Origin of the sequence: Streptomyces sp. NPDC006512 (genome assembly GCF_040611935.1) — a bacterium.
GTDB lineage: Bacteria > Actinomycetota > Actinomycetes > Streptomycetales > Streptomycetaceae > Streptomyces.
The window spans coordinates 28,355-50,958 of sequence record NZ_JBEXPG010000029.1 but is presented as its reverse complement, the minus strand read 5'-3'; the positions used below and the strand labels follow the sequence as shown (position 1 = coordinate 50,958).

General features: G+C 72.2%; 24 protein-coding genes. 22 read left to right on the top strand and 2 right to left on the bottom strand.

Annotated elements, in window-relative coordinates:
• Positions 1-213 precede the first annotated feature (213 nt).
• Positions 214-1,788: a signal recognition particle protein gene (gene ffh / locus ABZZ17_RS21405; protein ID WP_356877881.1), complete on the top strand. Its 1,575-nt coding sequence runs from the start codon at positions 214-216 to the stop codon at positions 1,786-1,788.
• A gap of 176 nt (positions 1,789-1,964) precedes the next feature.
• Positions 1,965-3,902, top strand: coding sequence for an ATP-dependent zinc metalloprotease FtsH (gene ftsH / locus ABZZ17_RS21400; protein WP_356877880.1), 1,938 nt, complete (start codon positions 1,965-1,967; stop codon positions 3,900-3,902).
• Positions 3,903-3,941: 39 nt separating this feature from the next.
• Here the strand turns inward: ftsH and ABZZ17_RS21395 are convergent, their stop codons facing one another.
• Positions 3,942-4,622 carry a methyltransferase type 11 gene (locus ABZZ17_RS21395; protein ID WP_356877879.1) on the bottom strand — a complete coding sequence of 227 codons (681 nt, stop codon included), beginning with the start codon at positions 4,620-4,622 and terminating at the stop codon, positions 3,942-3,944.
• Between the two features lie 131 nt (positions 4,623-4,753).
• Here ABZZ17_RS21395 and proS point away from each other — a divergent pair, with 131 nt between their 5' ends.
• The 18 genes from proS to ABZZ17_RS21305 all read left to right on the top strand — a co-directional run bounded on the left by proS (position 4,754) and on the right by ABZZ17_RS21305 (position 19,840).
• Entirely contained in the window at positions 4,754-6,166 is a 1,413-nt protein-coding gene (proS, locus tag ABZZ17_RS21390) for a proline--tRNA ligase (protein ID WP_356877878.1), read from the top strand.
• A 252-nt stretch (positions 6,167-6,418) separates the two neighbouring features.
• Positions 6,419-7,018 (top strand): hypothetical protein, encoded by a 600-nt coding sequence (locus ABZZ17_RS21385; protein ID WP_356877877.1) that lies wholly within the window; start codon positions 6,419-6,421, stop codon positions 7,016-7,018.
• A gap of 268 nt (positions 7,019-7,286) precedes the next feature.
• Positions 7,287-7,727, top strand: a complete 441-nt coding sequence (gene rpsP, locus ABZZ17_RS21380) for a 30S ribosomal protein S16 (protein ID WP_030162461.1) — start codon at positions 7,287-7,289, stop codon at positions 7,725-7,727.
• A 2-nt stretch (positions 7,728-7,729) separates the two neighbouring features.
• On the top strand, positions 7,730-7,969 hold the full coding sequence (locus ABZZ17_RS21375; protein WP_030011889.1) for an RNA-binding protein: 240 nt from the start codon (positions 7,730-7,732) through the stop codon (positions 7,967-7,969).
• A gap of 164 nt (positions 7,970-8,133) precedes the next feature.
• Positions 8,134-8,691: a ribosome maturation factor RimM gene (rimM, locus tag ABZZ17_RS21370; protein WP_356877876.1), complete on the top strand. Its 558-nt coding sequence runs from the start codon at positions 8,134-8,136 to the stop codon at positions 8,689-8,691.
• A complete protein-coding gene (trmD, locus tag ABZZ17_RS21365) occupies positions 8,691-9,512 on the top strand; it encodes a tRNA (guanosine(37)-N1)-methyltransferase TrmD (protein ID WP_356877875.1) in 822 nt (273 codons plus the stop codon). The genes rimM and trmD overlap by 1 nt, the downstream gene beginning before the upstream one ends.
• A 133-nt stretch (positions 9,513-9,645) precedes the next feature.
• The gene (gene rplS, locus ABZZ17_RS21360) at positions 9,646-9,996 is read left to right on the top strand and encodes a 50S ribosomal protein L19 (protein WP_030227407.1); all 351 of its coding nucleotides are present in this window, start codon (positions 9,646-9,648) and stop codon (positions 9,994-9,996) included.
• A gap of 44 nt (positions 9,997-10,040) precedes the next feature.
• The gene (gene lepB / locus ABZZ17_RS21355) at positions 10,041-10,766 is read left to right on the top strand and encodes a signal peptidase I (RefSeq protein ID WP_356877874.1); all 726 of its coding nucleotides are present in this window, start codon (positions 10,041-10,043) and stop codon (positions 10,764-10,766) included.
• Positions 10,767-11,049: 283 nt separating this feature from the next.
• Positions 11,050-11,802, top strand: a complete 753-nt coding sequence (gene lepB / locus ABZZ17_RS21350) for a signal peptidase I (RefSeq protein WP_356877873.1) — start codon at positions 11,050-11,052, stop codon at positions 11,800-11,802.
• A 114-nt stretch (positions 11,803-11,916) separates the two neighbouring features.
• Positions 11,917-12,813 (top strand): signal peptidase I, encoded by an 897-nt coding sequence (lepB, locus tag ABZZ17_RS21345; protein WP_356877925.1) that lies wholly within the window; start codon positions 11,917-11,919, stop codon positions 12,811-12,813.
• Between the two features lie 44 nt (positions 12,814-12,857).
• On the top strand, positions 12,858-13,640 hold the full coding sequence (gene lepB / locus ABZZ17_RS21340; RefSeq protein ID WP_356877872.1) for a signal peptidase I: 783 nt from the start codon (positions 12,858-12,860) through the stop codon (positions 13,638-13,640).
• Between the two features lie 109 nt (positions 13,641-13,749).
• On the top strand, positions 13,750-14,217 hold the full coding sequence (locus tag ABZZ17_RS21335) for an NUDIX hydrolase (protein WP_356877871.1): 468 nt from the start codon (positions 13,750-13,752) through the stop codon (positions 14,215-14,217).
• A gap of 55 nt (positions 14,218-14,272) precedes the next feature.
• Positions 14,273-14,581 carry a DUF2469 domain-containing protein gene (locus tag ABZZ17_RS21330; protein WP_281206306.1) on the top strand — a complete coding sequence of 103 codons (309 nt, stop codon included), beginning with the start codon at positions 14,273-14,275 and terminating at the stop codon, positions 14,579-14,581.
• A gap of 229 nt (positions 14,582-14,810) precedes the next feature.
• Positions 14,811-15,182, top strand: a complete 372-nt coding sequence (locus tag ABZZ17_RS21325) for a YraN family protein (RefSeq protein ID WP_356877870.1) — start codon at positions 14,811-14,813, stop codon at positions 15,180-15,182.
• On the top strand, positions 15,182-16,807 hold the full coding sequence (locus ABZZ17_RS21320) for a YifB family Mg chelatase-like AAA ATPase (protein WP_356877869.1): 1,626 nt from the start codon (positions 15,182-15,184) through the stop codon (positions 16,805-16,807). The genes ABZZ17_RS21325 and ABZZ17_RS21320 overlap by 1 nt, the downstream gene beginning before the upstream one ends.
• Complete coding sequence (dprA, locus tag ABZZ17_RS21315) at positions 16,804-18,165, top strand: DNA-processing protein DprA (RefSeq protein ID WP_356877868.1); 1,362 nt, start codon at positions 16,804-16,806, stop codon at positions 18,163-18,165. The genes ABZZ17_RS21320 and dprA overlap by 4 nt, the downstream gene beginning before the upstream one ends.
• A gap of 209 nt (positions 18,166-18,374) precedes the next feature.
• Positions 18,375-19,211, top strand: coding sequence for an RNA polymerase sigma factor WhiG (gene whiG / locus ABZZ17_RS21310; RefSeq protein ID WP_356877867.1), 837 nt, complete (start codon positions 18,375-18,377; stop codon positions 19,209-19,211).
• A gap of 89 nt (positions 19,212-19,300) precedes the next feature.
• Entirely contained in the window at positions 19,301-19,840 is a 540-nt protein-coding gene (locus tag ABZZ17_RS21305) for a helix-turn-helix domain-containing protein (RefSeq protein ID WP_356877924.1), read from the top strand.
• A 66-nt stretch (positions 19,841-19,906) separates the two neighbouring features.
• Here ABZZ17_RS21305 and ABZZ17_RS21300 read toward each other — a convergent pair whose 3' ends face one another.
• The gene (locus tag ABZZ17_RS21300; RefSeq protein WP_356877866.1) at positions 19,907-20,413 is read right to left on the bottom strand and encodes a M23 family metallopeptidase; all 507 of its coding nucleotides are present in this window, start codon (positions 20,411-20,413) and stop codon (positions 19,907-19,909) included.
• A 250-nt stretch (positions 20,414-20,663) separates the two neighbouring features.
• On the opposite strand from ABZZ17_RS21300, the gene rpsB reads away from it, so the two are divergent.
• Together rpsB and tsf are read left to right on the top strand one after the other, a co-directional pair.
• The gene (gene rpsB / locus ABZZ17_RS21295) at positions 20,664-21,557 is read left to right on the top strand and encodes a 30S ribosomal protein S2 (RefSeq protein ID WP_356877865.1); all 894 of its coding nucleotides are present in this window, start codon (positions 20,664-20,666) and stop codon (positions 21,555-21,557) included.
• Positions 21,558-21,692: 135 nt separating this feature from the next.
• On the top strand, positions 21,693-22,529 hold the full coding sequence (gene tsf / locus ABZZ17_RS21290; protein WP_356877864.1) for a translation elongation factor Ts: 837 nt from the start codon (positions 21,693-21,695) through the stop codon (positions 22,527-22,529).
• Positions 22,530-22,604 lie beyond the last annotated feature (75 nt).

Genomic DNA, 22,604 nt, shown 5'->3' with positions numbered 1-22,604 from the left:
AAGTGGCGCCCCGCCCTCCGGGCGCCCGGCGCCACTTTCACCACACGCCCCGGGGGCGTCCCCGCCGCCGCTCCCCGTACGCCCGTCCGCCCCGGGACGGCGGACGGGGAGGGGCGGGCGAAGGGAATGCCGCCCGCAGGGCCGGGCAGGCGGCGCGGCCCGATACCCTGGGGGACGACCACCACGCCCCCGACCCGAGGAATCGCGACCACCGTGTTCGATACGCTTTCCGACCGCCTCAGCGCGACCTTCAAGTCCCTCCGGGGCAAAGGCCGCCTCTCCGAGCAGGACATCGACGCTGCGGCGCGGGAAATCCGTATCGCCCTCCTCGAGGCCGACGTCGCGCTCCCCGTCGTCCGCTCCTTCATCGCGAACGTCAAGGAAAGGGCCCGTGGCGAGGAGGTCAGCAAGGCGCTGAACCCCGGCCAGCAGGTCCTCAAGATCGTCAACGACGAGCTGGTCTCGATCCTCGGCGGTGAGACCCGCCGGCTGCGCTTCGCCAAGACCGCGCCCACCGTGATCATGCTCGCGGGTCTCCAGGGTGCCGGTAAGACCACCCTCGCCGGAAAGCTCGGCCTCTGGCTGAAGGGGCAGGGCCACGCCCCGCTCCTGGTGGCGTGCGACCTCCAGCGCCCCAACGCCGTCAACCAGCTCTCCGTCGTCGCCGAGCGCGCGGGCGTCGCGGTGTACGCGCCCCAGCCCGGCAACGGCGTCGGCGACCCGGTCCAGGTCGCGAAGGACTCCGTCGAGTACGCCCGCACCAAGCAGTTCGACATCGTGATCGTCGACACCGCCGGCCGCCTGGGCATCGACGCCGAGCTGATGCAGCAGGCCGCGGACATCCGCGACGCCGTCAGCCCGGACGAGATCCTCTTCGTCGTCGACGCGATGATCGGCCAGGACGCGGTCAACACCGCCGAGGCCTTCCGCGACGGCGTCGGCTTCGACGGCGTGGTGCTCTCCAAGCTCGACGGCGACGCCCGTGGCGGTGCCGCGCTCTCCATCGCGCACGTCACCGGCAAGCAGATCATGTTCGCCTCGAACGGCGAGAAGCTCGACGAGTTCGACGCCTTCCACCCGGACCGCATGGCGGGCCGGATCCTCGACATGGGTGACATGCTCACCCTCATCGAGCAGGCCGAGAAGACCTTCAGCCAGGCCGAGGCCGAGAAGATGGCGGCCAAGCTGGCGAAGGGGCCGAAGGAGTTCACGCTCGACGACTTCCTGGCCCAGATGGAGCAGGTCCGCAAGATGGGCTCCATCTCCAAGCTCCTCGGCATGCTGCCGGGCATGGGCCAGATCAAGGACCAGATCAACAACATCGACGAGCGCGACGTCGACCGCACGGCCGCGATCATCAAGTCGATGACCCCGGCCGAGCGCCAGGACCCGCACCTCATCAACGGCTCCCGCCGCGCCCGCATCGCCAAGGGCTCCGGCACCGAGGTCAGCGCCGTCAAGGCGCTCGTGGAGCGCTTCTTCGAGGCCCGCAAGATGATGTCCCGCATGGCCCAGGGCGGCGGCATGCCGGGGATGCCGGGCCTGCCGGGCATGGGTGGCGGCCCCGGCCGGCAGAAGAAGCAGATCAAGCAGGCCAAGGGCAAGCGCAAGAGCGGCAACCCGATGAAGCGCAAGGAAGAGGAGGCCGCGGCCGCGGCCCGGCGCGAGCAGGGTCCGCAGGCGGCGGAGCCCGCCGCGGGCGGCAACCCGTTCGGCCTCCCGGCCGGCGGCGGCCAGCCCGGCCAGGACTTCGACCTGCCGGACGAGTTCAAGAAGTTCATGAAGTAGGACGTACGCCGCGAGCGGGGGAGGGCCCCGGCCGACGTGACCGCACCTGGTCGCGCGGCCGGGGCCCTTCCTGGTTTCCACGTTTCCGCGCGCTCGTTCCACGCGCCGACTCCTGCGGGGGCAATGATCAGGTTTGTCCCTTATCGTCGGCCGGGAGGACGGCATAAGGAGGCCCCGTGCCCAGCCCCACCCCCGTACCGCCGCGCGACCGGGCCGACACGCCCTGGCGCTCGGAAGGCGCACCGCCCTCCCCGCCGCCCCGCAAGAAGATGCCCGGGGGCTGGCGGGCGCTCGTCCTCGCCGCCCTGATCGTCTACCTGATCACCAACGTCGTCCTGTCGTTCTTCAACGAGGGCGACGAGCCCGTCATCTCCTACACGGAGTTCAGCAAGCAGGTCGCCGACGGCAACGTCTCGAAGATCTACTCCAAGGGCGACGCCATCCAGGGCGAACTCAAGGCCAAGAAACCGCTGCCCGACGGGGACAAGGGCGACTACACCAAGTTCGTCACCCAGCGCCCCGCCTTCGCCGACGACGCCCTGTGGGCCGAACTCACCCAGCAGAACGTGACCGTGACCGCCTCCCCGGTCGTCGTCCAGCGCAGCTTCCTCGCCAACCTCCTGATCTCCCTCGCCCCGATGCTCCTGCTGGTCCTGCTGTGGGTGGTCATCGCCCGCCGCATGGGCTCGGCGATGGGCGGCGGCATGGGCGGACTCGGCCGCAAGGCCCCGCCCAAGCCGGTGGAACTGGAGGGCGTCCACCGCACCAGCTTCGAGGACGTGGCGGGCATCGACGAGGTCGCGGGCGAGCTCAACGACGTCGTCGACTTCCTCAAGAACCCCCAGCGGTACCGGAAGATGGGCGCCCGCATGCCCGGAGGCGTCCTGCTCTCCGGCCCTCCCGGCACCGGCAAGACCCTGCTGGCCCGGGCCGTCGCCGGCGAGGCCGGAGTGCCCTTCTTCTCCGCCTCCGCCTCCGAGTTCATCGAGATGATCGTCGGCGTCGGCGCCTCCCGGGTCCGCGAACTCTTCACCGAGGCCCGCAAGGTGGCCCCCGCGATCATCTTCATCGACGAGATCGACACCATCGGCCGCGCCCGGGGCGCCGGCGCCGGCATGGGCGGCCACGACGAACGCGAACAGACCCTCAACCAGATCCTCACCGAGATGGACGGGTTCTCCGGCTCGGAGGGCGTCGTCGTCCTCGCCGCCACCAACCGGGCCGACGTCCTCGACCCCGCGCTCACCCGCCCCGGACGCTTCGACCGGACCGTGGTCGTCTCCCCGCCCGACCGCCGGGGCCGCGAGGCCATCCTGCGCATCCACACCCGCGACATCCCCCTCGCCGGCGACGTCGACCTCGCCCAGGTGGCCCGCAGCACCCCCGGCATGACCGGCGCCGAACTGGCCAACCTCGCCAACGAGGGCGCGCTGCTCGCCGTCAAGCGCGGACAGCAGGCGGTCACCCAGGCCGACCTGTCCGACGCGCTGGAAAAGGTCCAGCTCGGCGCCGAGAGGTCCCTGGTCATGCCGGAGGAGGAGCGCCGCCGCACGGCCTACCACGAGAGCGGACACGCCCTCCTGGGCATGCTCCAGCCGGGCGCCGACCCCGTCCGCAAGATCACCATCGTTCCCCGCGGCCGGGCCCTCGGCGTCACCCTCTCCACCCCGGACGCCGACCGCTACGCCTACACCGAGGAGTACCTCCGGGGCCGCATCATCGGAGCCCTCGGCGGCATGGCCGCCGAACACGTCGTCTACGAGGTGATCACCACGGGCTCCGAGAGCGACCTCGAACAGGTCACGAGCATCGCCCGCGGCATGGCCGGACGCTGGGGCATGAGCGAGCGCGTCGGCCGCCTCACCGCCATCCCGTCCGACGGCCAGAGCCCGTACGGCCTCGCGGCCGCCCCCGCCACCCTCGACACGGTCGACCACGAGATGCGCCGGATCGTCGACGAGTGCTACGAGGAGGCCTGCCGCCTGCTGCGCGAGCACCGTCCGCAGCTCGACGCGCTCGCCGAGGCCCTGCTCGCCGCCGAAACCCTGGACGAGGCGGCGGCGTACGCGGCAGCGGGCATCACGCGCCTCACCAAGGACCACGGCGCGGGCTGACCGGTTCCGGCCCCTCCGCGAGGAGCCGGACCGGTCCCGTTACGCCACCCGGGCGACGACGTAGCGGAAGATGTTCGGCAGCCAGACGGCGCCGTCGCCCCGCTCGTACGGGTGAAGCGCCTCCGAGAGCTCCTTCTCCGCCAGCGCGGGATCGGCCGCGCCGTCGTAGAGCCCCGTCGACAGCAGGCCGCGCACGGCGCTGTCCACGTCCGCGTACCCGAAGGGGCAGAACACCCGCCCCGAACCGTCCGGCACCAGCCCCGCCCGCGCCACCATCGCGTCCAGGTCCCGCGCCACCGGCCCGCCGCCCAGCACCGCCGGCACCGTGCACCGCTCCACCGGCCCCCAGTCGGCCAGCACCACGGCCCCGCCCCGCCGCACGGCGGGCAGGGCCGCGGCCAGCGCGCCCGGAGCCGGCGAGAAGGCCAGCAGGACGTCGTAGGGCCGCGCCGTGGGCACCGGAGGGCCCGCCACCACCTCCAGCAGCCGTTCGCGGGCCAGCGCCCGGCGCGCCGGATCCGCCTCCACGCCCGTGGCGGCGGCTCCCCGCCCTGAAGCCAGCAGCAGGGCCAGCCCGGCCCCGCAGTCGAGGCCCAGCAGCCGGTCGCCCGGCCCGACCTCCAGCCGTTCGTAGACCGCCTCGTAGAGCGGTACCAGCATCCGTTCCTGGATCTCAGCCCAGTCCCGGGCGACGAGCGTCGCCGTCGGCGTCGGTGTCATCGAAAGAGCGCTCCTGATTCCGTGTCGCCCCCTTGCCCCCGTTGCCAGGGAACTCCCCATTCGCCCCCGCGTCCAGAGGAGCGCGCCACCCGATTCACGCTCGGCGCACGAGGCGCCGTACCATTCGCGCCATGGCAAAGGCACCCGTTCTCACCCCGCAGGCGGAGGATTTCCCCCGCTGGTACCAGGATCTGATCAACAAGGCCGAGCTGGCCGACAACGGTCCGGTCCGCGGCACCATGGTCATCCGACCGTACGGCTACGGCCTGTGGGAGCGGATGCAGCAGGAGATGGACGCGCGGATCAAGGACGCGGGCGCCCAGAACGCGTACTTCCCGCTGTTCATCCCGCAGTCCTACCTGACGAAGGAAGCGGAGCACGTCGAGGGCTTCGCCCCCGAGCTCGCGGTCGTCACGCACGGCGGCGGCAAGGAGCTGGAGGAGCCGGTCGTCGTCCGGCCCACCTCCGAGACGATCATCAACGACTACTTCTCCAAGTGGGTCCAGAGCTACCGCGACCTGCCCCTGCTGATCAACCAGTGGGCCAACGTGGTCCGCTGGGAGATGCGCCCCCGCGTGTTCCTCCGTACGAGCGAGTTCCTCTGGCAGGAGGGCCACACCGCCCACGCCACCTACGAGGACGCCCGCGAGTACGCGGCGCGCATCCACACGGACGTCTACGGCGACTTCATGAAGAACGTCCTCGCCATCGACGTCGTCCTCGGCCGCAAGACCGCCAAGGAGCGCTTCGCCGGCGCCATCAACACCCTCACCCTCGAGGGCATGATGGGCGACGGCAAGGCCCTCCAGCTGGGCACGAGCCACGAACTCGGCACCAACTTCGCCAAGGCCTTCAACACCCAGTACCTGTCGAAGGAAGGCAAGCAGGAGCTCGTCTGGCAGACCTCGTGGGGCGTCTCGACCCGCATGGTCGGCGGCCTGATCATGTCCCACGGCGACGACAACGGCCTGCGGGTCCCGCCGCGCCTCGCGCACGTCCAGGTCGTCGTCATGGCGATCAAGGGCGACGAGGCCGTGACCAAGGTCCGCGAGCTAGGCGCCCAGCTGAAGGCCGCCGGCCTGCGCGTGCACGTGGACGACCGCGTCGACACCCCCTTCGGCCGCCGCGCCGTGGACTGGGAGCTCAAGGGCGTACCCGTCCGCATCGAGATCGGCCCCCGCGACCTGGAGGCCGGCACCGCGATGCTGGCCCGCCGGATCCCGGGCGGGAAGACCCCGGTGCAGATCGACGCGCTCGCCGACCTGCTGCCCAAGGTCCTCGACGAGGACCAGGCCCAGCTGCTGCGCGAGTCCCGCGAGCGCCGCGAGGCCCGTACGTCGGACGTCGCGACCATCGAGGAGGCCGCCGAGGCCGCCATCGCCGGCGGCTGGGCGCGCATCCCGTGGGCCGACCTGGGCCCCGAGGGCGAGGCCAAGCTGGCCGAGCAGGCCGTCTCCGTACGCTGCCTGATCGCCCCGGACGGGTCGGTTCCGGAGACGGACGACGCCCCGGGTACGCTCGCCATCGTCGCGCGCTCCTACTGAGTTCCAGGACCGCTGGGTTCAAGGACCCTTGGGTTCCAGGATCACTGGGTTCCAGGATCACGCCCCCGGCGTGCGGCTTCGGCCGCGCGCCGGGGGCGTGGCCGTCGTTAGCCCTCGTTACGTACCGACTCCTCCTGAGTTCTACGCACCCGTCCTCCTCCGGACGCATGAGACTGAACTGACTGGTACGTGCAAAAAATTTGGAATGGCCCGGAATCGGAACACCGGGGCACCCCGGCTCGTTGTCACGACGTGAGCACGACACCACCTGTTCTCGCCGCAGAGCTGGCGCAGGCGTGGGCCGACATTCAGCGGTACCACCCCGAGCTGCCTGACCTTGCCGCGCCCGAGTCCCTGATCGGAGAGTCCTCGTCCGCCTGCGGCGCCGAGCTCTCCTTCGAGCGACTGCTGCACGAGGCAGTCCACGGCATCGCAGCCGCCCGCGGAGTCCGAGACACCTCCCGGGCAGGCCGCTACCACAACCGCAGATTCCTCGCGATCGCCGAGGAGATGGGGCTGGACCACTCCGAAGAGCCGCACGCCAGCAGCGGCTTCTCGCTGGTCTCCCTCAACCCCGAGGCGAAGAAGCGCTACCGCCCCACCATCGAGCGGCTCCAGCGCGCCCTCAAGGCGCACACGGCCGCCACCGCGGCCGACACCAAGCGCAGCTTCCGCGGTCCCGCCGCCCGTCACGGCTCCTCCGGCGGCGGCGTCCGGGTCAAGGCGGTCTGCGACTGCGGGCGCAACGTGCGCGTCGTCCCCTCCGTACTGGCCCAGGCGCCGATCGTGTGCGGCGGCTGCATGAAGCCCTTCCGGATCCCGGACGTGGCCGTCAGCGCGGCCGCCTCCTGAAGGCCCGGAGCGGCAGGGCGTCCTCCGGCCGGGCCGCACGCCGTGGGACGCGGGGCGTCCGCCTGCCCGGAGCGGGCGCCGGGTGAGGCCGGCGCGCCTCTCCCGGCCGAGCGCGCCGCAGGCGTATGGCACAATGGCTAGCTGTACTCGACAGTCGCATAGGACCCCTCTCTCCTCCGGCTGACGCGTCCATCGGGCACCCGAGTACCGCAACCCCACGTGGCATCTCATGTGCCCAACCACGTCAAGTTCAGGAGACACCACTCCAGTGGCAGTCAAGATCAAGCTCAAGCGCCTCGGCAAGATTCGCCAGCCGCACTACCGCATCGTCGTCGCCGACGCCCGTACCCGTCGGGACGGTCGCGCGATCGAAGAGATCGGTATCTACCACCCGACCTACAACCCGTCGCGCATCGAGGTCAACGCCGAGCGTGCGCAGTACTGGCTGTCGGTCGGCGCCCAGCCCACCGAGGCTGTGCTCGCCATCCTGAAGCTGACCGGTGACTGGCAGGCGCACAAGGGCCTCCCGGCCCCCGCGCCGCTGCTGCAGCCGGAGACGAAGGAGAGCAAGCGTCGCTCCTTCGACGAGTTCGCCAAGGCCCTCGAGGGCATCGGCGAGACCAAGGGCGAGGCCATCACGCAGAAGGCGAAGAAGGCCGACAAGAAGGCGGACGAGGCTGAGGCCGCCGCCGAGTCGACCGAGGCCTGAGCATGCTCGAGGAGGCTCTTGAGCACCTCGTGAAGGGCATTGTGGACAACCCCGACGAAGTGCAGGTCGCCTCGCGCAACCTGCGCCGCGGACAGGTGCTCGAGGTCCGGGTCCACCCGGATGACCTCGGAAAGGTGATCGGCCGCAACGGCCGCACCGCACGTGCTCTGCGTACCGTCGTGGGTGCCATCGGCGGCCGGGGGATCCGCGTCGACCTCGTCGACGTGGACCAGGTCCGCTGAACAGCTGAAACACCGGCACGGGCCGGGGAGGGCGTTCGTCGCCCACCCCGGCCCGAGTCGTTTCCGCCCCCGGGCGGAGCCACCATTGACCTGAGAGACCGCGACGGAGAGGTGCCGCCTCCGCGAGGGCGGCGGGTCGGCCGCGAAATGGAGAGGGACACACAGTGGAGCTGGTAGTCGCGCGGATCGGCCGCGCCCACGGGATCAAGGGTGAGGTCACCGTCGAGGTACGGACCGACGAGCCCGAGCTGCGGCTCGGACCGGGCGCCGTCCTCAAGACCGAACCGGCTTCGGCGGGTCCCCTGACCATCGAGACGGGCCGCGTGCACAGCGGCCGGCTCATGCTCCGCTTCGCCGGGGTCAAGGACCGCACCGGCGCCGAGGCGCTGCGCAACATCCTCCTCATCGCCGAGGTGGACCCGGCGGAGCTCCCGGAGGAGCCCGACGAGTACTACGACCACCAGCTGATGGACCTGGACGTCGTGCTCGCCGACGGCACCGCGATCGGCCGCATCACGGAGATCTCCCACCTGCCCTCGCAGGACCTCTTCATCGTCGAGCGTCCCGACGGCAGCGAGGTGATGATCCCCTTCGTCGAGGAGATCGTCGCCGAGATCGACCTGGAGGAGCAGCGCTGCGTCATCACGCCGCCGCCCGGGCTGATCGACGACCGCGCCGAGATCGCCTCCGCGCGCGACGCGGGTGACGAGGGCGACGCCTGATGCGGCTGGACGTCGTCACGATCTTCCCCGAGTACCTGGAACCGCTGAACGTCTCCCTCGTGGGCAAGGCGCGCGCCCGCGGACAGCTCGACGTACACGTCCACGACCTGCGGGACTGGACGTACGACCGGCACAACACCGTCGACGACACCCCGTACGGCGGCGGCCCCGGCATGGTCATGAAGACCGACCCGTGGGGCGAGGCCCTCGACGCGGCGCTGGCCGACGGGTACGAGTCCGGCGCGCACGGCCCGGTCCTCGTCGTCCCCACCCCCAGCGGCCGGCCCTTCACCCAGGAACTGGCCGTCGAACTGTCCGAGCGCCCCTGGCTGATCTTCACGCCGGCCCGGTACGAGGGCATCGACCGCCGGGTCATGGACGAGTACGCGACGCGCATGCCGGTCTACGAGGTCTCCATCGGCGACTACGTGCTGGCCGGCGGCGAGGCCGCCGTCCTGGTCGTCACCGAGGCCGTCGCCCGGCTGCTGCCCGGTGTGCTGGGCAACGCCGAATCGCACCGCGACGACTCCTTCGCGCCCGGCGAGATGGCCAACCTGCTGGAAGGCCCCGTCTACACGAAGCCCCCGGAGTGGCGCGGGCGCGGCATCCCCGAGGTGCTGCTGAGCGGCCACCACGGAAAGATCGCCCGCTGGCGCCGGGACGAGGCCTTCCGCCGCACCGCGCGGAACCGTCCCGATCTGATCGAACGCTGCGAGGCCTCCGCCTTCGACAAGAAGGACCGGGAGATCCTCAGCATCCTGGGCTGGAAGCCGACCGCGGACGGCCGATTTTGGCGCAGGCCCGCCGCCGTGGAAGAATAGGCGGCTGTTGTGTGCTCGCGGGCGCCCCTGCCACAGGGGGACCGTCGTCCGCGACGTGACACGACTCCCGAATTCTCTACGGAAATCCGCACCGGCGACCTGTGGCGTCGTGCGAAGAAAGCAGACGAACAACATGTCTCACCTGCTCGATGGCGTCAACGCCGCCTCGCTGCGCACCGACGTCCCGGCCTTCCGCCCGGGTGACACGATCAACGTGCACGTCCGCGTGATCGAGGGCAACCGCTCCCGTATCCAGCAGTTCAAGGGCGTTGTCATCCGTCGCCAGGGCTCTGGCGTCTCCGAGACCTTCACCGTCCGCAAGGTCTCCTTCAGCGTCGGCGTGGAGCGCACCTTCCCGGTCCACTCCCCGATCTTCGAGAAGATCGAGCTCGTCACCCGCGGTGACGTGCGTCGCGCCAAGCTGTACTTCCTCCGTGAGCTCCGCGGCAAGGCCGCGAAGATCAAGGAGAAGCGCGACCGCTGATCTCCTCTCCGGATCCAGGGGGCGGCCGGATAGGCTCGTTCCCGATGGACACCGAAGCAGAGCTCACAGAACGCGGCCACTCCGCCCCCGATCAGGGGTCGGAGCGGTCGCGTTCTGCGTTTCCGTCCTGGCGGCGGGCCGGGGTGCTCGGTGTGGCCTGCGCCGTGTTCCTGCTGCTGCTCGGGAACTTCGTCGTACAGCCCTTCCTGATCCCGAGCCACTCGATGGAACCGACGCTGCGGGTCGGCGACCGGATCCTGGTGAACAAGCTGGCGTACCGTTTCGGCGACCAGCCGGAGCGGGGGGACGTGGTGGTCTTCGACGGGACCGGCTCCTTCGTGCGCGAGCCGGCCGCGGGCAACCCGGTCGGGGAGCTGCTGCGGGGCGCGGGATCGGCGCTGGGGCTGGCGGAGCCGCCCGACACCGACTTCGTGAAGCGGGTCGTGGGCGTCGGCGGCGACGACGTGGTGTGCTGCGACGCGGTCGGCCGGATCCAGGTCAACGGGGTCCCGGTCGACGAGCCGTACCTCTTTCCCGGGGACACCCCCTCGAAGGTGCCCTTCCGGATCGTCGTGCCGCTGGGCACCCTGTGGGTGATGGGTGACCACCGGTCCCAGTCCCGGGACTCGCGCGACCACCTGGGGGAGCCGGGCGGGGGGATGGTGCCGGTGGAGAAGGTGATCGGGCGGGCCGACTGGATCGGCTGGCCGGTGTCGCGCTGGGGCTCCGTGACGGGGCCCGGCGGCGGGGCCGGTGGCCCGCATGGGTAGCCGGGGGCGCCCGAAGGGCGGACGTACGCCCCGATCCGGGTCGAAGGCTCCCGCCGCGGCGCCTTCCGGGTGGGCCGCGCGCAAGGGCAAGCCGGACTTCGGCGCGTGGCCCGGCATCGGCATGGAGGCCGATGCTGGTGTGCGGCCGGACGCCCGGGCGGGCACGGGTGCGGGTACGAGTGCGGGTACGGACGCGGGTGCCGGGGCGGCGGCGGGATCCGGGCGGAAGCCGGATTCCGGGCCCAGGCCGGGGGAGGGCGCGAGCCGGGCGGAGCGGCGCCGGATGGCGCGCCGGGTCCGTCGGCGCAGGCGTACCCGGCGGGCGGGCGAGCTGCCGCTGCTGGTGGTGGTGGCGCTGTGCATTGCCCTGGTGCTCAAGACCTTCCTGGTACAGGCCTTCTTCATCCCGTCCGGCTCGATGGAGCAGACGATCCGGATCGGCGACCGCGTGCTCGTGGACAAGCTGACCCCGTGGTTCGGCTCGAAGGTCGAGCGCGGTGACGTCGTCGTCTTCGAGGACCCGGGGGGCTGGCTCCAAGGCGAGGCGGCCCGGCCGGCCCGGGACCCGGCCGGGATCAAGCAGATCAAAGAGGCCCTGACCTTCATCGGCCTGTTGCCCTCCGCCGACGAACAGGACCTGATCAAGCGGGTCATCGGCGTGGGCGGGGACACCGTGAAGTGCTGCGACGACCGGGGCCGGGTGACCGTCAACGGCGCGCCGCTCGATGAGCCGTACGTGTCTCCCGGCAACGCCCCCTCGGAGATCCGCTTCGAGGTGCGGGTCCCCGCCGGGCGGCTGTTCGTGATGGGCGACCACCGGGCGAACTCGGCCGATTCCCGCTTCCACCTGGACGAGGCGTTCGAGGGGACGATCGACGAGGAGGAGGTGGTGGGGGAGGCCGTGGTGATCGCCTGGCCCTTCGACCACTGGCGCCGGCTGGAGCAGCCCGCGACCTTCCTCAACGTGCCCGATCAGGCCCGGCGCGGGCGGCGGCGCGGACCCGGCGGGCGCCGTGGGGGCACGGCGTTCGCATAGTGTGTCCTTGGTCTCCCGCGCCTTAGGGAACTCCCGCTCGTTAAGGGAGGGGAGGGCCCGTTTTCCCCTTTGGAGCGGGCGGCGATTCTCGATTGAGGAGTGGATGTGGGGGATGTGGCGGTAGGCGCACGATCCGGACGCGACGAGGGCGAGGAGCGGCCGGACGACGCCGTCAAGCGCGAGGCCGAGGAGGACGCGGCCGAAGAGCGCCCGCAGCGTTCCTTCTGGAAGGAGCTGCCGCTCCTGATCGGTATCGCCCTGCTGCTGGCCCTGCTGATCAAGACCTTCCTGGTCCAGGCGTTCTCGATCCCGTCCGACTCGATGCAGAACACGCTGCAGCGCGGTGACCGGGTCCTCGTGGACAAGCTGACCCCGTGGTTCGGATCGGAGCCGGAGCGTGGCGAGGTCGTCGTCTTCCACGACCCCGCGGACTGGCTGTCCGACCAGCCCGCACCGGAGCCGAACCTCGCACAGCAGATCCTCAGCAAGATCGGTCTGATGCCGTCCGCGGACGAGAAGGACCTGATCAAGCGGACCATCGCCATCGGCGGGGACACGGTCTCGTGCAAGAAGGGCGGACCGGTCGTCGTCAACGGCAAGGAGCTCGACGAGCCGTACATCTTCCCCGGCAACACGCCCTGCGACGACGCCCCGTTCGGCCCGATCACCGTGCCCAAGGGCAAGATCTGGGTGATGGGCGACCACCGGCAGAACTCCCGGGACTCCCGCTGGCACATGCAGGACTCCACGCAGGGCTTCGTGCCGGTCGACAAGGTCGTCGGGCGCGCCGTGGTCGTCGCGTGGCCGCTCACCCGCTGGTCCACCCTGCCGATCCCGGACACCTTCGACCAGCCGGGCATCGGCAATCAGGCCGCGGCGACCGCGCTCGGCCTCGGGGCCGCCGGACTGGCGCCGGTCGGGCTCGGCCCGGCCGCCCTCGGGCTCGCGGGTGCGGTTCCGCTCGTCCTGTGGCGCAGGCGGAGGCTGACCAAGGGGCGTACCGCCCGGTAGGGTGCCGCCCAGGTCGACGATCTCCGAGGTGTGGGGGCGCTGCAATGGGCGGAACGCAGGCGAGCGGTACACGTATACGTGGTGGCAAGGACGGCCGCGGCGGCCTCGGCAACACTCTGTCGGGGCTGGCCGCGGCCATCGGCTTTCTGCTCTTCCTCGGCGGCTTCGTCTGGGGCGCGCTCGTGTACCAGCCGTACACGGTGCCGACGGACTCGATGGTCCCGACGGTCAATCCCGGCAACCGGGTGCTCGCCCAGCGGATCGACGGCGCCGAGGTGCGGCGCGGGGACGTCGTCGTCTTCACTGATGCCGTGTGGAGCGATTCGCCCATGGTGAAGCGGGTCGTCGCGGTCGGCGGCGACACCGTGTCCTGCTGCGGCAAGGGCGGCCGGCTGACCGTGAACGGCAAGGAGCTGGACGAGCCCTACCTCGCCCCCGCGCAGAACGACGCGGCGGCCGTGGCGGCCGGTACGGCTTCCGGGACGCCGTTCGAGGTCAAGGTCCCCGAGGGCAACCTCTTCCTGCTGGGCGACCGGCGCGGGGCCTCGCTGGACTCCCGGGCCCACCTGACGGAGGCCGGGCAGGGGACCGTGCCCCGCTCGGCGGTGACGGCGCGGGTCGACGCGCTGGCGTGGCCGTCGATGAAGATGCTGGACCCGGCCCGGACCTACGCCGACCTGCCCGGAGGCATCTCGCAGCCCGGGCCGCTGCGCCTCCAGGTGGCGGCGGTGGCCGCCGGAGCGGTGCTGGTGGTGCTGGGAGCCGCGTACGGGCCCCTCGCCCGGCTCCTGGGGCGCGGGCGACGGGAGCGCTCCGGTGCCCGCTGACCGGGCCGGCACGGGGCCGGAGACCGGGCCGGGGTCGGGGTCGGAGTCGGGGTCGGAGGCGGGGTCCGATCCGGGCTCGGAATCGGGGTCGCGGTCGGAGCCCAGGAAGGTGTCCCGGGTGATCCTGCTGGACCCCGCGGACCGGATCCTGCTGCTCCACGGCTTCGAACCGGGGGACCCGGCGGACAGCTGGTGGTTCACCCCCGGAGGCGGGCTGGAGGGGACCGAGACCCGGGAACAGGCCGCACTGCGGGAACTCGCCGAGGAGACCGGCATTACCGGGGTGGACCTCGGGCCGGTGCTGTGGCACCGGTACTGCGCCTTCCCCTTCGACGGGCGGCGCTGGGAGCAGGACGAGTGGTACTTCCTCGCCCGGACCGACCGGACCGAGACCGCGATGGACGGGCTCACCGAGCTGGAGCGCCGCAGCGTCACGGGAGCGCGGTGGTGGACCTCCGAGGAACTGTCGGCGGCGCGTGAGACGGTGTACCCGACCAGACTCGCCGAGCTGCTCCGTACGCTGCTCGACGACGGTCCCCCGGACGCTCCGGTGGTCCTGGCCCCGGAAATCGTTTAGGGGCCAGGGGCGCTGGCGCACAATAGGGGGACGCACGGCTGAAGGGGAACATGCCATGAGCGCCGAGGACCTCGAGAAGTACGAGACCGAGATGGAGCTGAAGCTCTATCGGGAGTACCGCGACGTCGTCGGGCTGTTCAAGTACGTGATCGAGACCGAACGCCGGTTCTATCTCACGAACGACTACGAGATGCAGGTGCACTCGGTCCAGGGAGAGGTCTTCTTCGAGGTCTCGATGGCGGACGCCTGGGTCTGGGACATGTACCGGCCGGCCCGCTTCGTCAAGCAGGTCAGGGTGCTGACCTTCAAGGACGTGAACATCGAGGAGCTCAACAAGACCGACCTCGAACTGCCGGGGGCCTGATGCGCTGGGGCTGATCCGGCGGGACCGATCCGGTGGGGGCTTGCGCGCGGGGGCTGACGTGCCGGGGTGGGTTGCCTCAAGGGGGGCCGGCCGGTTTCCTCGGGGCCGGTTCCTTCGAGGGGCGGTTCCCTCCGGGGAGTGAGCGGGTTCTCCACAACCGCCTGGTTGTCCACCAAGATCCACAGGGTGGGCGGGGACGCGGGATCGTCGGTGCCGGAGGTGGTGCCGGATGAACGCGAAGGGCGTGGCACAGCAGGCATTGGGGCGGTACGGCGAGGAGCTGGCCGCGCGGAGGCTGACCCGGTCGGGGTTGACGGTGATCGCGCGGAACTGGCGCTGCCGGGGCGGTGAGATCGACATCGTCGCGCGGGACGGGGACGCCCTCGTCGTGTGCGAGGTCAAGACGCGTCGCGTGGGGGACTTCGAGCACCCCCTGGCGGCCGTCCGGGCCGCCAAGGCGGCGCGGCTGCGCAGGCTCGCCGAACGCTGGCTGGCCGATCACGGGGGCCCGCCGCCCGGCGGAGTACGGATCGACCTGGTCGCGGTCCTGCTGCCACGGCGCGGCGCGCCCGTGGTGGAGCACGTCCGGGGGGTGGCCTGATGGGGTTCGCCCGGGCCTGCTCGGTGGCCCTGGTGGGCGTCGAGGGCGTGCTCGTGGAGGTCCAGGCCGACCTGGAGCCGGGGGTCGCGGCCTTCACGCTCGTGGGGCTGCCCGACAAGACCCTGGTCGAGAGCCGGGACCGGGTCCGGGCCGCGGTGGTGAACTCCGGCGCCCAGTGGCCGCAGAAGAAGCTCACGGTCGGGCTCAGCCCGGCGTCCGTGCCGAAATCGGGAGCCCATTTCGACCTCGCCGTCGCCGCGGCCGTGCTCGGCGCCGCCGAGGTCGTCGACCCAGCCGTGATCGCCGACCTCGTCCTCATCGGGGAGCTCGGCCTCGACGGCCGGGTCCGCCCCGTCCGGGGGATCCTCCCCGCGGTGCTCGCCGCCGCCGAGGCCGGATACCGGCAGGTGGTGGTGCCGCAGCAGTGCGCCGCGGAGGCCGGGCTCGTCCCGGACGTCTCGGTGCTCGCGGTGCGCAGCCTGCGGCAGCTGATCGCGGTGCTGACCGACGGGGAACTGCCCGAGGAGGAGCCGCCCGAGCGTGCGGGACGCCCCGACTCCATGCTCGCGGGCCTCACCGTCCCGGGTGCCGGGCTCGGCACGGGCCTGTCCCGCGGCACGGGTGACGGCCCGGACTTCCCCGACCTCGCCGACGTCGCCGGACAACAGGCGGCCCGCCGGGCCCTGGAGGTGGCGGCCGCCGGAGGCCACCACCTGTTCCTGAGCGGGCCCCCGGGCGCCGGCAAGACGATGATGGCCGAGCGGATCCCCTGGATCCTGCCGCCGCTGACCCGGCAGGACTCGCTGGAGGTGACCGCCGTCCACTCCGTCGCGGGAATCCTGCCGCCCGGCGAACCCCTCGTCGGCAGGGCCCCGTACTGCGCCCCGCACCACTCCGCGACCATGCAGTCGCTCGTCGGCGGCGGGGCCGGGATCCCCCGGCCCGGGGCGGTGTCCCTGGCCCACCGGGGCGTGCTGTTCCTCGACGAGGCCGCCGAGTTCAGCGGCAAGGCCCTGGACGCGCTGCGCCAGCCCCTGGAGGCGGGCCACGTGGTCATCGCCAGGGCCGCCGGAGTGGTGCGGCTCCCGGCCAGGTTCCTGATGGTCCTCGCGGCCAACCCCTGCCCCTGCGGCCGGCACACCCTGCTCGGAGCGGGCTGCGAATGTCCCGCCTCGGTGGTCCGCCGCTACCAGGCCCGGCTGTCCGGGCCCCTGCTCGACCGGGTGGACCTGCGCGTCGGGGTGGAGCCGGTCACCCGCTCCGACCTGCTCGGCCGCGGCGGCCGGGGCGAGAGCACCGAGACCGTCGCCGCCCGGGTCCTGGAAGCCCGCGACCGTGCCGCCGCCCGGCTCGCCGACACGCCCTGGCGGCTCAACAGCGAGGTGCCGGGGCACGAGCTGCGCACCCGCTGGCCCGCGGGTCCCGGCGCCCTGGCCCAGGCCGAGCGGGACATGGAGCGCGGGCTGCTCACCGCCCGGGGACTGGACCGGGTGCTGCGGGTCGCCTGGACGGTGGCCGATCTGCGGGGACGGGACCGCCCGGACGCGCTGGACGCGACCGTCGCGCTGGAGCTGCGCACCGGGATCGCCCGCGGGGCGACGCTGGCCGCGGGGGCGCCGTCATGACCGCCGACCGGTCCGCCGGGGCCGCCGGCCCGGAGCCGGCGGACGCGGTTGACGCCCCGGCCGGCAGGGCCGGCTGGTCCGGGGGCGGGCTGCCGCCCGGGGGCGTCGGGGGCGCCGCGGAGCGGATGGCCGCACCCGCCGGGGCCGCCGGCACCGCCGGGTCTGAGGGGGAGTCGCGGTCCGGGGCCGCCGGGGGCGGTGCGGAGCTGCTGGCGCGGGCCGCGCTGACCCGGGTACTGGAGCCCGGGGACGAGCACGGGGGGCGCTGGCTCCGCGCCCGGGGCGCCGTCGGGCTGATGCGCCTGCTGACCGGCCCGGAGCCGGAGGCCGCGGCCCTGACCGGGGTCGGGCCCGAGCGGCTCGCGGGGTACCGCAGACGGGCCGCGGCCGCCGACCCCCGGCGGGACCTCGCGCTGGCGGCGGAGGCGGGCTGCCGGTTCGTCTGCCCAGGCTCCCCGGAGTGGCCGACCCAGCTCGACGACCTCGGCGACGCCCGGCCCGTCGGACTGTGGCTGCGGGGCAGTCCCAACCTCCGTACCTGGGCCCTGCGTTCGGTCGCCGTCGTCGGGGCGCGCGCCTGTACCCCGTACGGGGCGCACATGGCGCAGACCCTGGCCGCCGGGCTCGCCGAGCGCGGCTGGGTGGTCGTCTCCGGAGCGGCGTACGGGATCGACGCCGCCGCCCACCGCGGCGCCCTCGCCTCGGGCGGCGCCACGGCGGCGGTACTGGCCTGCGGGGTCGACGTGGCCTACCCGCGCGGCCACGCCGGACTGCTCCTCCGGATCGCGGGCCAGGGGCTGGTCCTCGGCGAACTGCCGCCCGGCAGCCACCCCACGCCGAGCCGGTTCGTACTGCGCAACCGCGTCATCGCCGCCCTCACCCGGGGAACCGTCGTGGTCGAAGCGGCGCACCGCAGCGGCTCCCTGGTCACCGCCCGGCGGGCCCAGCGGCTCGGCCGCCTCACGATGGGCGTTCCCGGGCCCGCGACCAGCGGGCTGTCGGGCGGCGTGCACGAACTCCTGCGGGGCGAGGCGGTGCTGGTGACGGACGCCGCCGAGGTCGTCGAGCTGGTCGGCGACATGGGCGAGCTGGCACCCGAGCGGCGCGGCCCGGTGCTCGCCCGCGACCTCCTGGACCGGGACAGCGCGCGGGTGCTCGAAGCCCTTCCCCTCGGCCGACCCGCGGAACTCGACGAGATCTCCCTCGCCGCGGGCACCGGTACCGATGAAGTCATCGGCAGACTGTACGAACTTCACTCCCTGGGGTTCGTCGAACGGCAGGGCGACGCATGGCAGTTGACCAGGCGGCAGCCAGGAGAGGGGGCGCAATCGGGAGCTGCCCGGCGAGGCGTTCGCTGACCTGGGGCGTTCCGGTGAAAGAGTGACGGCGATGAGAGACGCTGTCTTCCCGGTGGCATCCGCCGGGGCCGAGCGCCAGGCGCCGGTCCCGGGCCGCCCGTGCGAGTCCGGGCGCCCCTGTGCCCCCGCGCCATCCCGTACTCTTCGCGCACCGCGACACTTCCGTCACGCTACGCTCCCAAGGAATCCGGCTCCGGCAAAGGCGAAGCATGCCCCAGCACACCTCAGGGTCCGACCGCGCCGCGGTGCCCCCCGCTGCCCGTGGCAGCGTGCGGTCCACCGCGCCCTCGTCCCTGGAGGTCCTCTGGCGCTCATACAAGGACTCGGGTGACGAGCGGCTGCGGGAGCAGCTGATCCTGCACTACTCGCCGCTGGTGAAGTACGTGGCCGGCCGCGTCAGCGTGGGGCTCCCGCCCAACGTGGAGCAGGCCGACTTCGTGTCGTCCGGGGTCTTCGGTCTGATCGACGCGATCGAGAAGTTCGACATCGAGCGCTCCATCAAGTTCGAGACGTACGCGATCACCCGGATCCGGGGCGCGATGATCGACGAACTGCGGGCGCTGGACTGGATCCCGCGCTCCGTGCGGCAGAAGGCCCGCGCGGTGGAGCGCGCCTACGCGACGCTGGAGGCCCAGCTGCGGCGCACCCCCACCGAGGGCGAGGTCGCCGGTGAGATGGGGATCGCGGTGGAGGAACTCCACACGGTCTTCAGCCAGTTGTCGCTGGCCAACGTGGTGGCCCTGGAAGAGCTGCTGCACGTCGGGGGTGAAGGCGGCGACCGGCTCTCGCTGATGGACACCCTGGAGGACCACGCCGCCGACAACCCGGTGGAAGTCGCCGAGGACCGGGAACTGCGCCGACTGCTCGCGCGGGCCATCAACACCCTGCCCGAGCGCGAGAAGACGGTGGTGACCCTCTACTACTACGAGGGGCTCACGCTCGCCGAGATCGGCAACGTCCTGGGCGTCACCGAGAGCCGGGTCAGCCAGATCCACACCAAATCGGTCCTCCAGCTGCGCGCGAAGCTGGCGGATGTCGGCCGCTGAGCCGCTGAGCCCGCGATGACCTTGCGGAACCTCCGTAGAGTGGTCACGTGCCCAGGATTCGAGCGGCCTCCGTGGCCGAGCACCGGTCGATGCAGCGCGGCGCCCTGTTGGACGCCGCGCGCTCCCTGCTGTCCGAGGGCGGGACGGAGGCGCTGACCTTCCCCGCCCTCGCGGAGCGCACCGGGCTCGCCCGGTCGTCCGTGTACGAGTACTTCCGGTCGCGCGCGGCCGTCGTCGAAGAGCTGTGCGCCGTGGACTTCCCCGTCTGGGCCGCCGAGATCGAGGCGGCCATGGAGGCCGCCGAGGCGCCCGAGGAGAAGATCGAGGCGTACGTGCGCAGCCAGCTGGGGCTGGTCGGGGACCGGCGCCACCGGGCGGTGGTGGCGATCTCCGCGAGCGAGCTGGACGCGGGCGCGCGGGAGAAGATCCGCGCCGCGCACGGCGGCCTGGTGGCGATGATCGTCGAGGCCCTGGCCGCGCTGGGGCAGGCGGAGCCCCGCCTGGCCGCGATGCTGCTGCAGGGCGTCGTCGACGCGGCCGTCCGCCGGATCGAGCTCGGCGCCGCCGAGGACCCGGCCGTCGTCACCGCCGCGGCCGTGGCGATGGCCCTGCGCGGCGTGCGCGGCTGACTCTGCCGGAGCCCGCCGGCCCGACGCCCCCGCCGCCCCCGGCGGGCCGGGTCACGCGGGGCGGGATCACGGCGGATCCCCGTGCGTCGCCGAGCCTCCCGCGTCCGTCGCGGCGCCCGCCGTCCCCGGGAGCAGTCGGGGTGTCGGGCGCGGGAGCAGGGTCAGCGGGTTGAGATAGACGTCCTTGCCCGCGAGCAGGCCCCAGTGCAGGCAGGGGGCCGCGCAGTGCGAGCCCGCCGTGAGGACGGCCACGACCTGGCCCGCCTCGACCGTCTCACCCTCCGCGACCAGCGGCCGGACCGGCTCGTACGTGGTGCGCAGGCCGCCCGGGAGGGTGAGCGAGAGCACCCCGCGGCCGGCCACCGGCCCGGCGTGGTGGACCCGCCCCGGGCCGACGGCCCGCAGCTCGGCGCCCACCGGGGCGGACAGGTCGACGCCCCGGTGCCCGGCCGCGTACGGGGTCGGCGGCGGGTCCCACCAGCGCGCCACGGACAGCGGCGGGGGCAGCGGGCGGACCCCCGGGACGAGGGTCTGGGCCAGGGCCAGGAGCACGGTGAGCAGCAGCGTCGTCATACCGCTCAGCGTGCCGGGAGGGTGACCGGGCGCGTCCGGGCCTGTGGACGGCCGCGCGGGTGTGGACAACGGCGTCACCCGGCATACCGGTGGGTCCCGTACACTTCTTGTGGCGATCCGGGTCACCGGGTCGACTTCGCACGCCCCAGCACCAGCCCGGAACGGCCTGGTGAAAGCGTCTCTCGGTCCCTCTGCGGGGCAGGGCGCGGCGGGGCGTCAGGAACCAAACCGAGAAACCAAGGAGATGGCCATGGCCGTCGTAACGATGCGGGAGCTGCTGGAAAGCGGCGTCCACTTCGGTCACCAGACCCGTCGCTGGAACCCGAAGATGAAGCGCTTCATCTTCACCGAGCGCAACGGCATCTACATCATCGACCTGCTCCAGTCGCTGTCGTACATCGACCGCGCCTACGAGTTCGTGAAGGAGACCGTCGCGCACGGTGGCTCCATCATGTTCGTCGGTACGAAGAAGCAGGCCCAGGAGGCCATCGCCGAGCAGGCGACCCGCGTTGGCATGCCGTACGTCAACCAGCGCTGGCTCGGTGGCATGCTCACCAACTTCTCGACCGTCTACAAGCGCCTCCAGCGTCTGAAGGAGCTTGAGGCGATCGACTTCGAGGACGTCGCCGCCTCGGGTCTCACCAAGAAGGAGCTCCTGGTCCTCTCCCGCGAGAAGATCAAGCTGGAGAAGACCCTCGGTGGTATCCGCGAGATGTCGAAGGTCCCCAGCGCCGTCTGGATCGTCGACACCAAGAAGGAGCACATCGCCGTCGGTGAGGCGCGCAAGCTCCACATCCCGGTCGTCGCGATCCTCGACACCAACTGCGACCCCGACGAGGTCGACTACAAGATCCCGGGCAACGACGACGCGATCCGCTCCGTCACCCTGCTCACCCGCGTGATCGCCGACGCCGTCGCCGAGGGCCTCATCGCCCGCTCCGGCGCTGCGACCGGTGACTCGAAGCCGGGCGAGAAGGCCGCCGCCGAGCCGCTCGCCGAGTGGGAGCGCGACCTGCTCGAGGGCGAGAAGAAGGCCGACGACGCCGAGGCCCCCGCGGCCGACGCCGCTGTCGAGGCCCCGGCCGCCGAGGCCGTCGCCGAGCCCGTCGTCGAGGCCCCGGCCGCCGACGCCGAGCAGGCCTGACCCTCTGAGAGAGCCCGGCGTTCATCCGCCGGGCACTCGCAGCACGGACGATGACGGCGGGGGAGCCGCGCCACGAGCGCGACTCCTCCGCCGTTCACCCGTAGATCTACGACTTCGAGAGAGAATCACAGACTCATGGCGAACTACACCGCCGCTGACGTCAAGAAGCTCCGCGAGCTCACCGGCGCCGGCATGCTGGACTGCAAGAACGCGCTCGTCGAGGCCGACGGTGACGTCACCAAGGCCAACGAGATCCTGCGCGTCAAGGGCCTGAAGGGTGTCGCCAAGCGCGAGGGCCGTTCCGCCGAGAACGGTGCCGTCACCTCCCTGATCGCCGCCGACGCCACCTCCGGTGTGCTGCTCGAGCTCAAGTGCGAGACCGACTTCGTCGCCAAGAGCGAGAAGTTCCTGGTCGTCGCCGACCAGCTCGCCGCCCACGTCGCCGCCACCAACCCGGCGGACATCGAGGCGCTGCTGGCGTCCGAGATCGAGGCCGGCAAGACCGTCCAGGCGTTCGTGGACGAGGCCAACGCCAACCTCGGCGAGAAGATCGTCCTGGACCGCTTCGCGCAGTACCAGGGTGCCTTCGTGGCTTCCTACATGCACCGCACCATGCCCGACCTGCCCCCGCAGATCGGTGTCCTGGTCGAGCTGGACAAGGCCGACGCCGACCTGGCCAAGGGCATCGCCCAGCACATCGCCGCGTTCGCGCCGAAGTACCTGACCGCCGAGGACGTTCCGGCCGAGGTCGTCGAGTCCGAGCGCCGCGTCGCCGAAGAGGTCACCCGCGCCGAGGGCAAGCCCGAGGCCGCGATCGCCAAGATCGTCGAGGGTCGCGTCAACGGCTTCTTCAAGGACGTCACGCTGCTGGGCCAGCCGTACGCGCTGGACAACAAGAAGTCCGTCCAGAAGGTTCTGGACGAGGCCGGTGTCACCCTGAAGCGCTTCGCCCGCATCAAGGTCGGCATCTGAGTCCGTCCGTACGCGACGGACACCGGACCCCGGTAGGGTCTGAAGCAGTCGTCCGCGCACGCGCGAGGCGACCGC

Coding starts and splice junctions, on each gene's coding strand:
- ABZZ17_RS21395 (WP_356877879.1), bottom strand. CDS start 4,622: ATGACACCGACGCCGACGGCGACGCTCGTCGCCCGGGACTGGGCTGAG.
- proS (WP_356877878.1), top strand. CDS start 4,754: ATGGCAAAGGCACCCGTTCTCACCCCGCAGGCGGAGGATTTCCCCCGC.
- ABZZ17_RS21375 (WP_030011889.1), top strand. CDS start 7,730: ATGCTCGAGGAGGCTCTTGAGCACCTCGTGAAGGGCATTGTGGACAAC.
- trmD (WP_356877875.1), top strand. CDS start 8,691: ATGCGGCTGGACGTCGTCACGATCTTCCCCGAGTACCTGGAACCGCTG.
- rplS (WP_030227407.1), top strand. CDS start 9,646: ATGTCTCACCTGCTCGATGGCGTCAACGCCGCCTCGCTGCGCACCGAC.
- lepB (WP_356877874.1), top strand. CDS start 10,041: ATGGACACCGAAGCAGAGCTCACAGAACGCGGCCACTCCGCCCCCGAT.
- lepB (WP_356877873.1), top strand. CDS start 11,050: ATGGCGCGCCGGGTCCGTCGGCGCAGGCGTACCCGGCGGGCGGGCGAG.
- lepB (WP_356877872.1), top strand. CDS start 12,858: ATGGGCGGAACGCAGGCGAGCGGTACACGTATACGTGGTGGCAAGGAC.
- ABZZ17_RS21330 (WP_281206306.1), top strand. CDS start 14,273: ATGAGCGCCGAGGACCTCGAGAAGTACGAGACCGAGATGGAGCTGAAG.
- ABZZ17_RS21325 (WP_356877870.1), top strand. CDS start 14,811: ATGAACGCGAAGGGCGTGGCACAGCAGGCATTGGGGCGGTACGGCGAG.
- ABZZ17_RS21320 (WP_356877869.1), top strand. CDS start 15,182: ATGGGGTTCGCCCGGGCCTGCTCGGTGGCCCTGGTGGGCGTCGAGGGC.
- dprA (WP_356877868.1), top strand. CDS start 16,804: ATGACCGCCGACCGGTCCGCCGGGGCCGCCGGCCCGGAGCCGGCGGAC.
- whiG (WP_356877867.1), top strand. CDS start 18,375: ATGCCCCAGCACACCTCAGGGTCCGACCGCGCCGCGGTGCCCCCCGCT.
- ABZZ17_RS21305 (WP_356877924.1), top strand. CDS start 19,301: ATGCAGCGCGGCGCCCTGTTGGACGCCGCGCGCTCCCTGCTGTCCGAG.
- ABZZ17_RS21300 (WP_356877866.1), bottom strand. CDS start 20,413: ATGACGACGCTGCTGCTCACCGTGCTCCTGGCCCTGGCCCAGACCCTC.
- rpsB (WP_356877865.1), top strand. CDS start 20,664: ATGGCCGTCGTAACGATGCGGGAGCTGCTGGAAAGCGGCGTCCACTTC.
- tsf (WP_356877864.1), top strand. CDS start 21,693: ATGGCGAACTACACCGCCGCTGACGTCAAGAAGCTCCGCGAGCTCACC.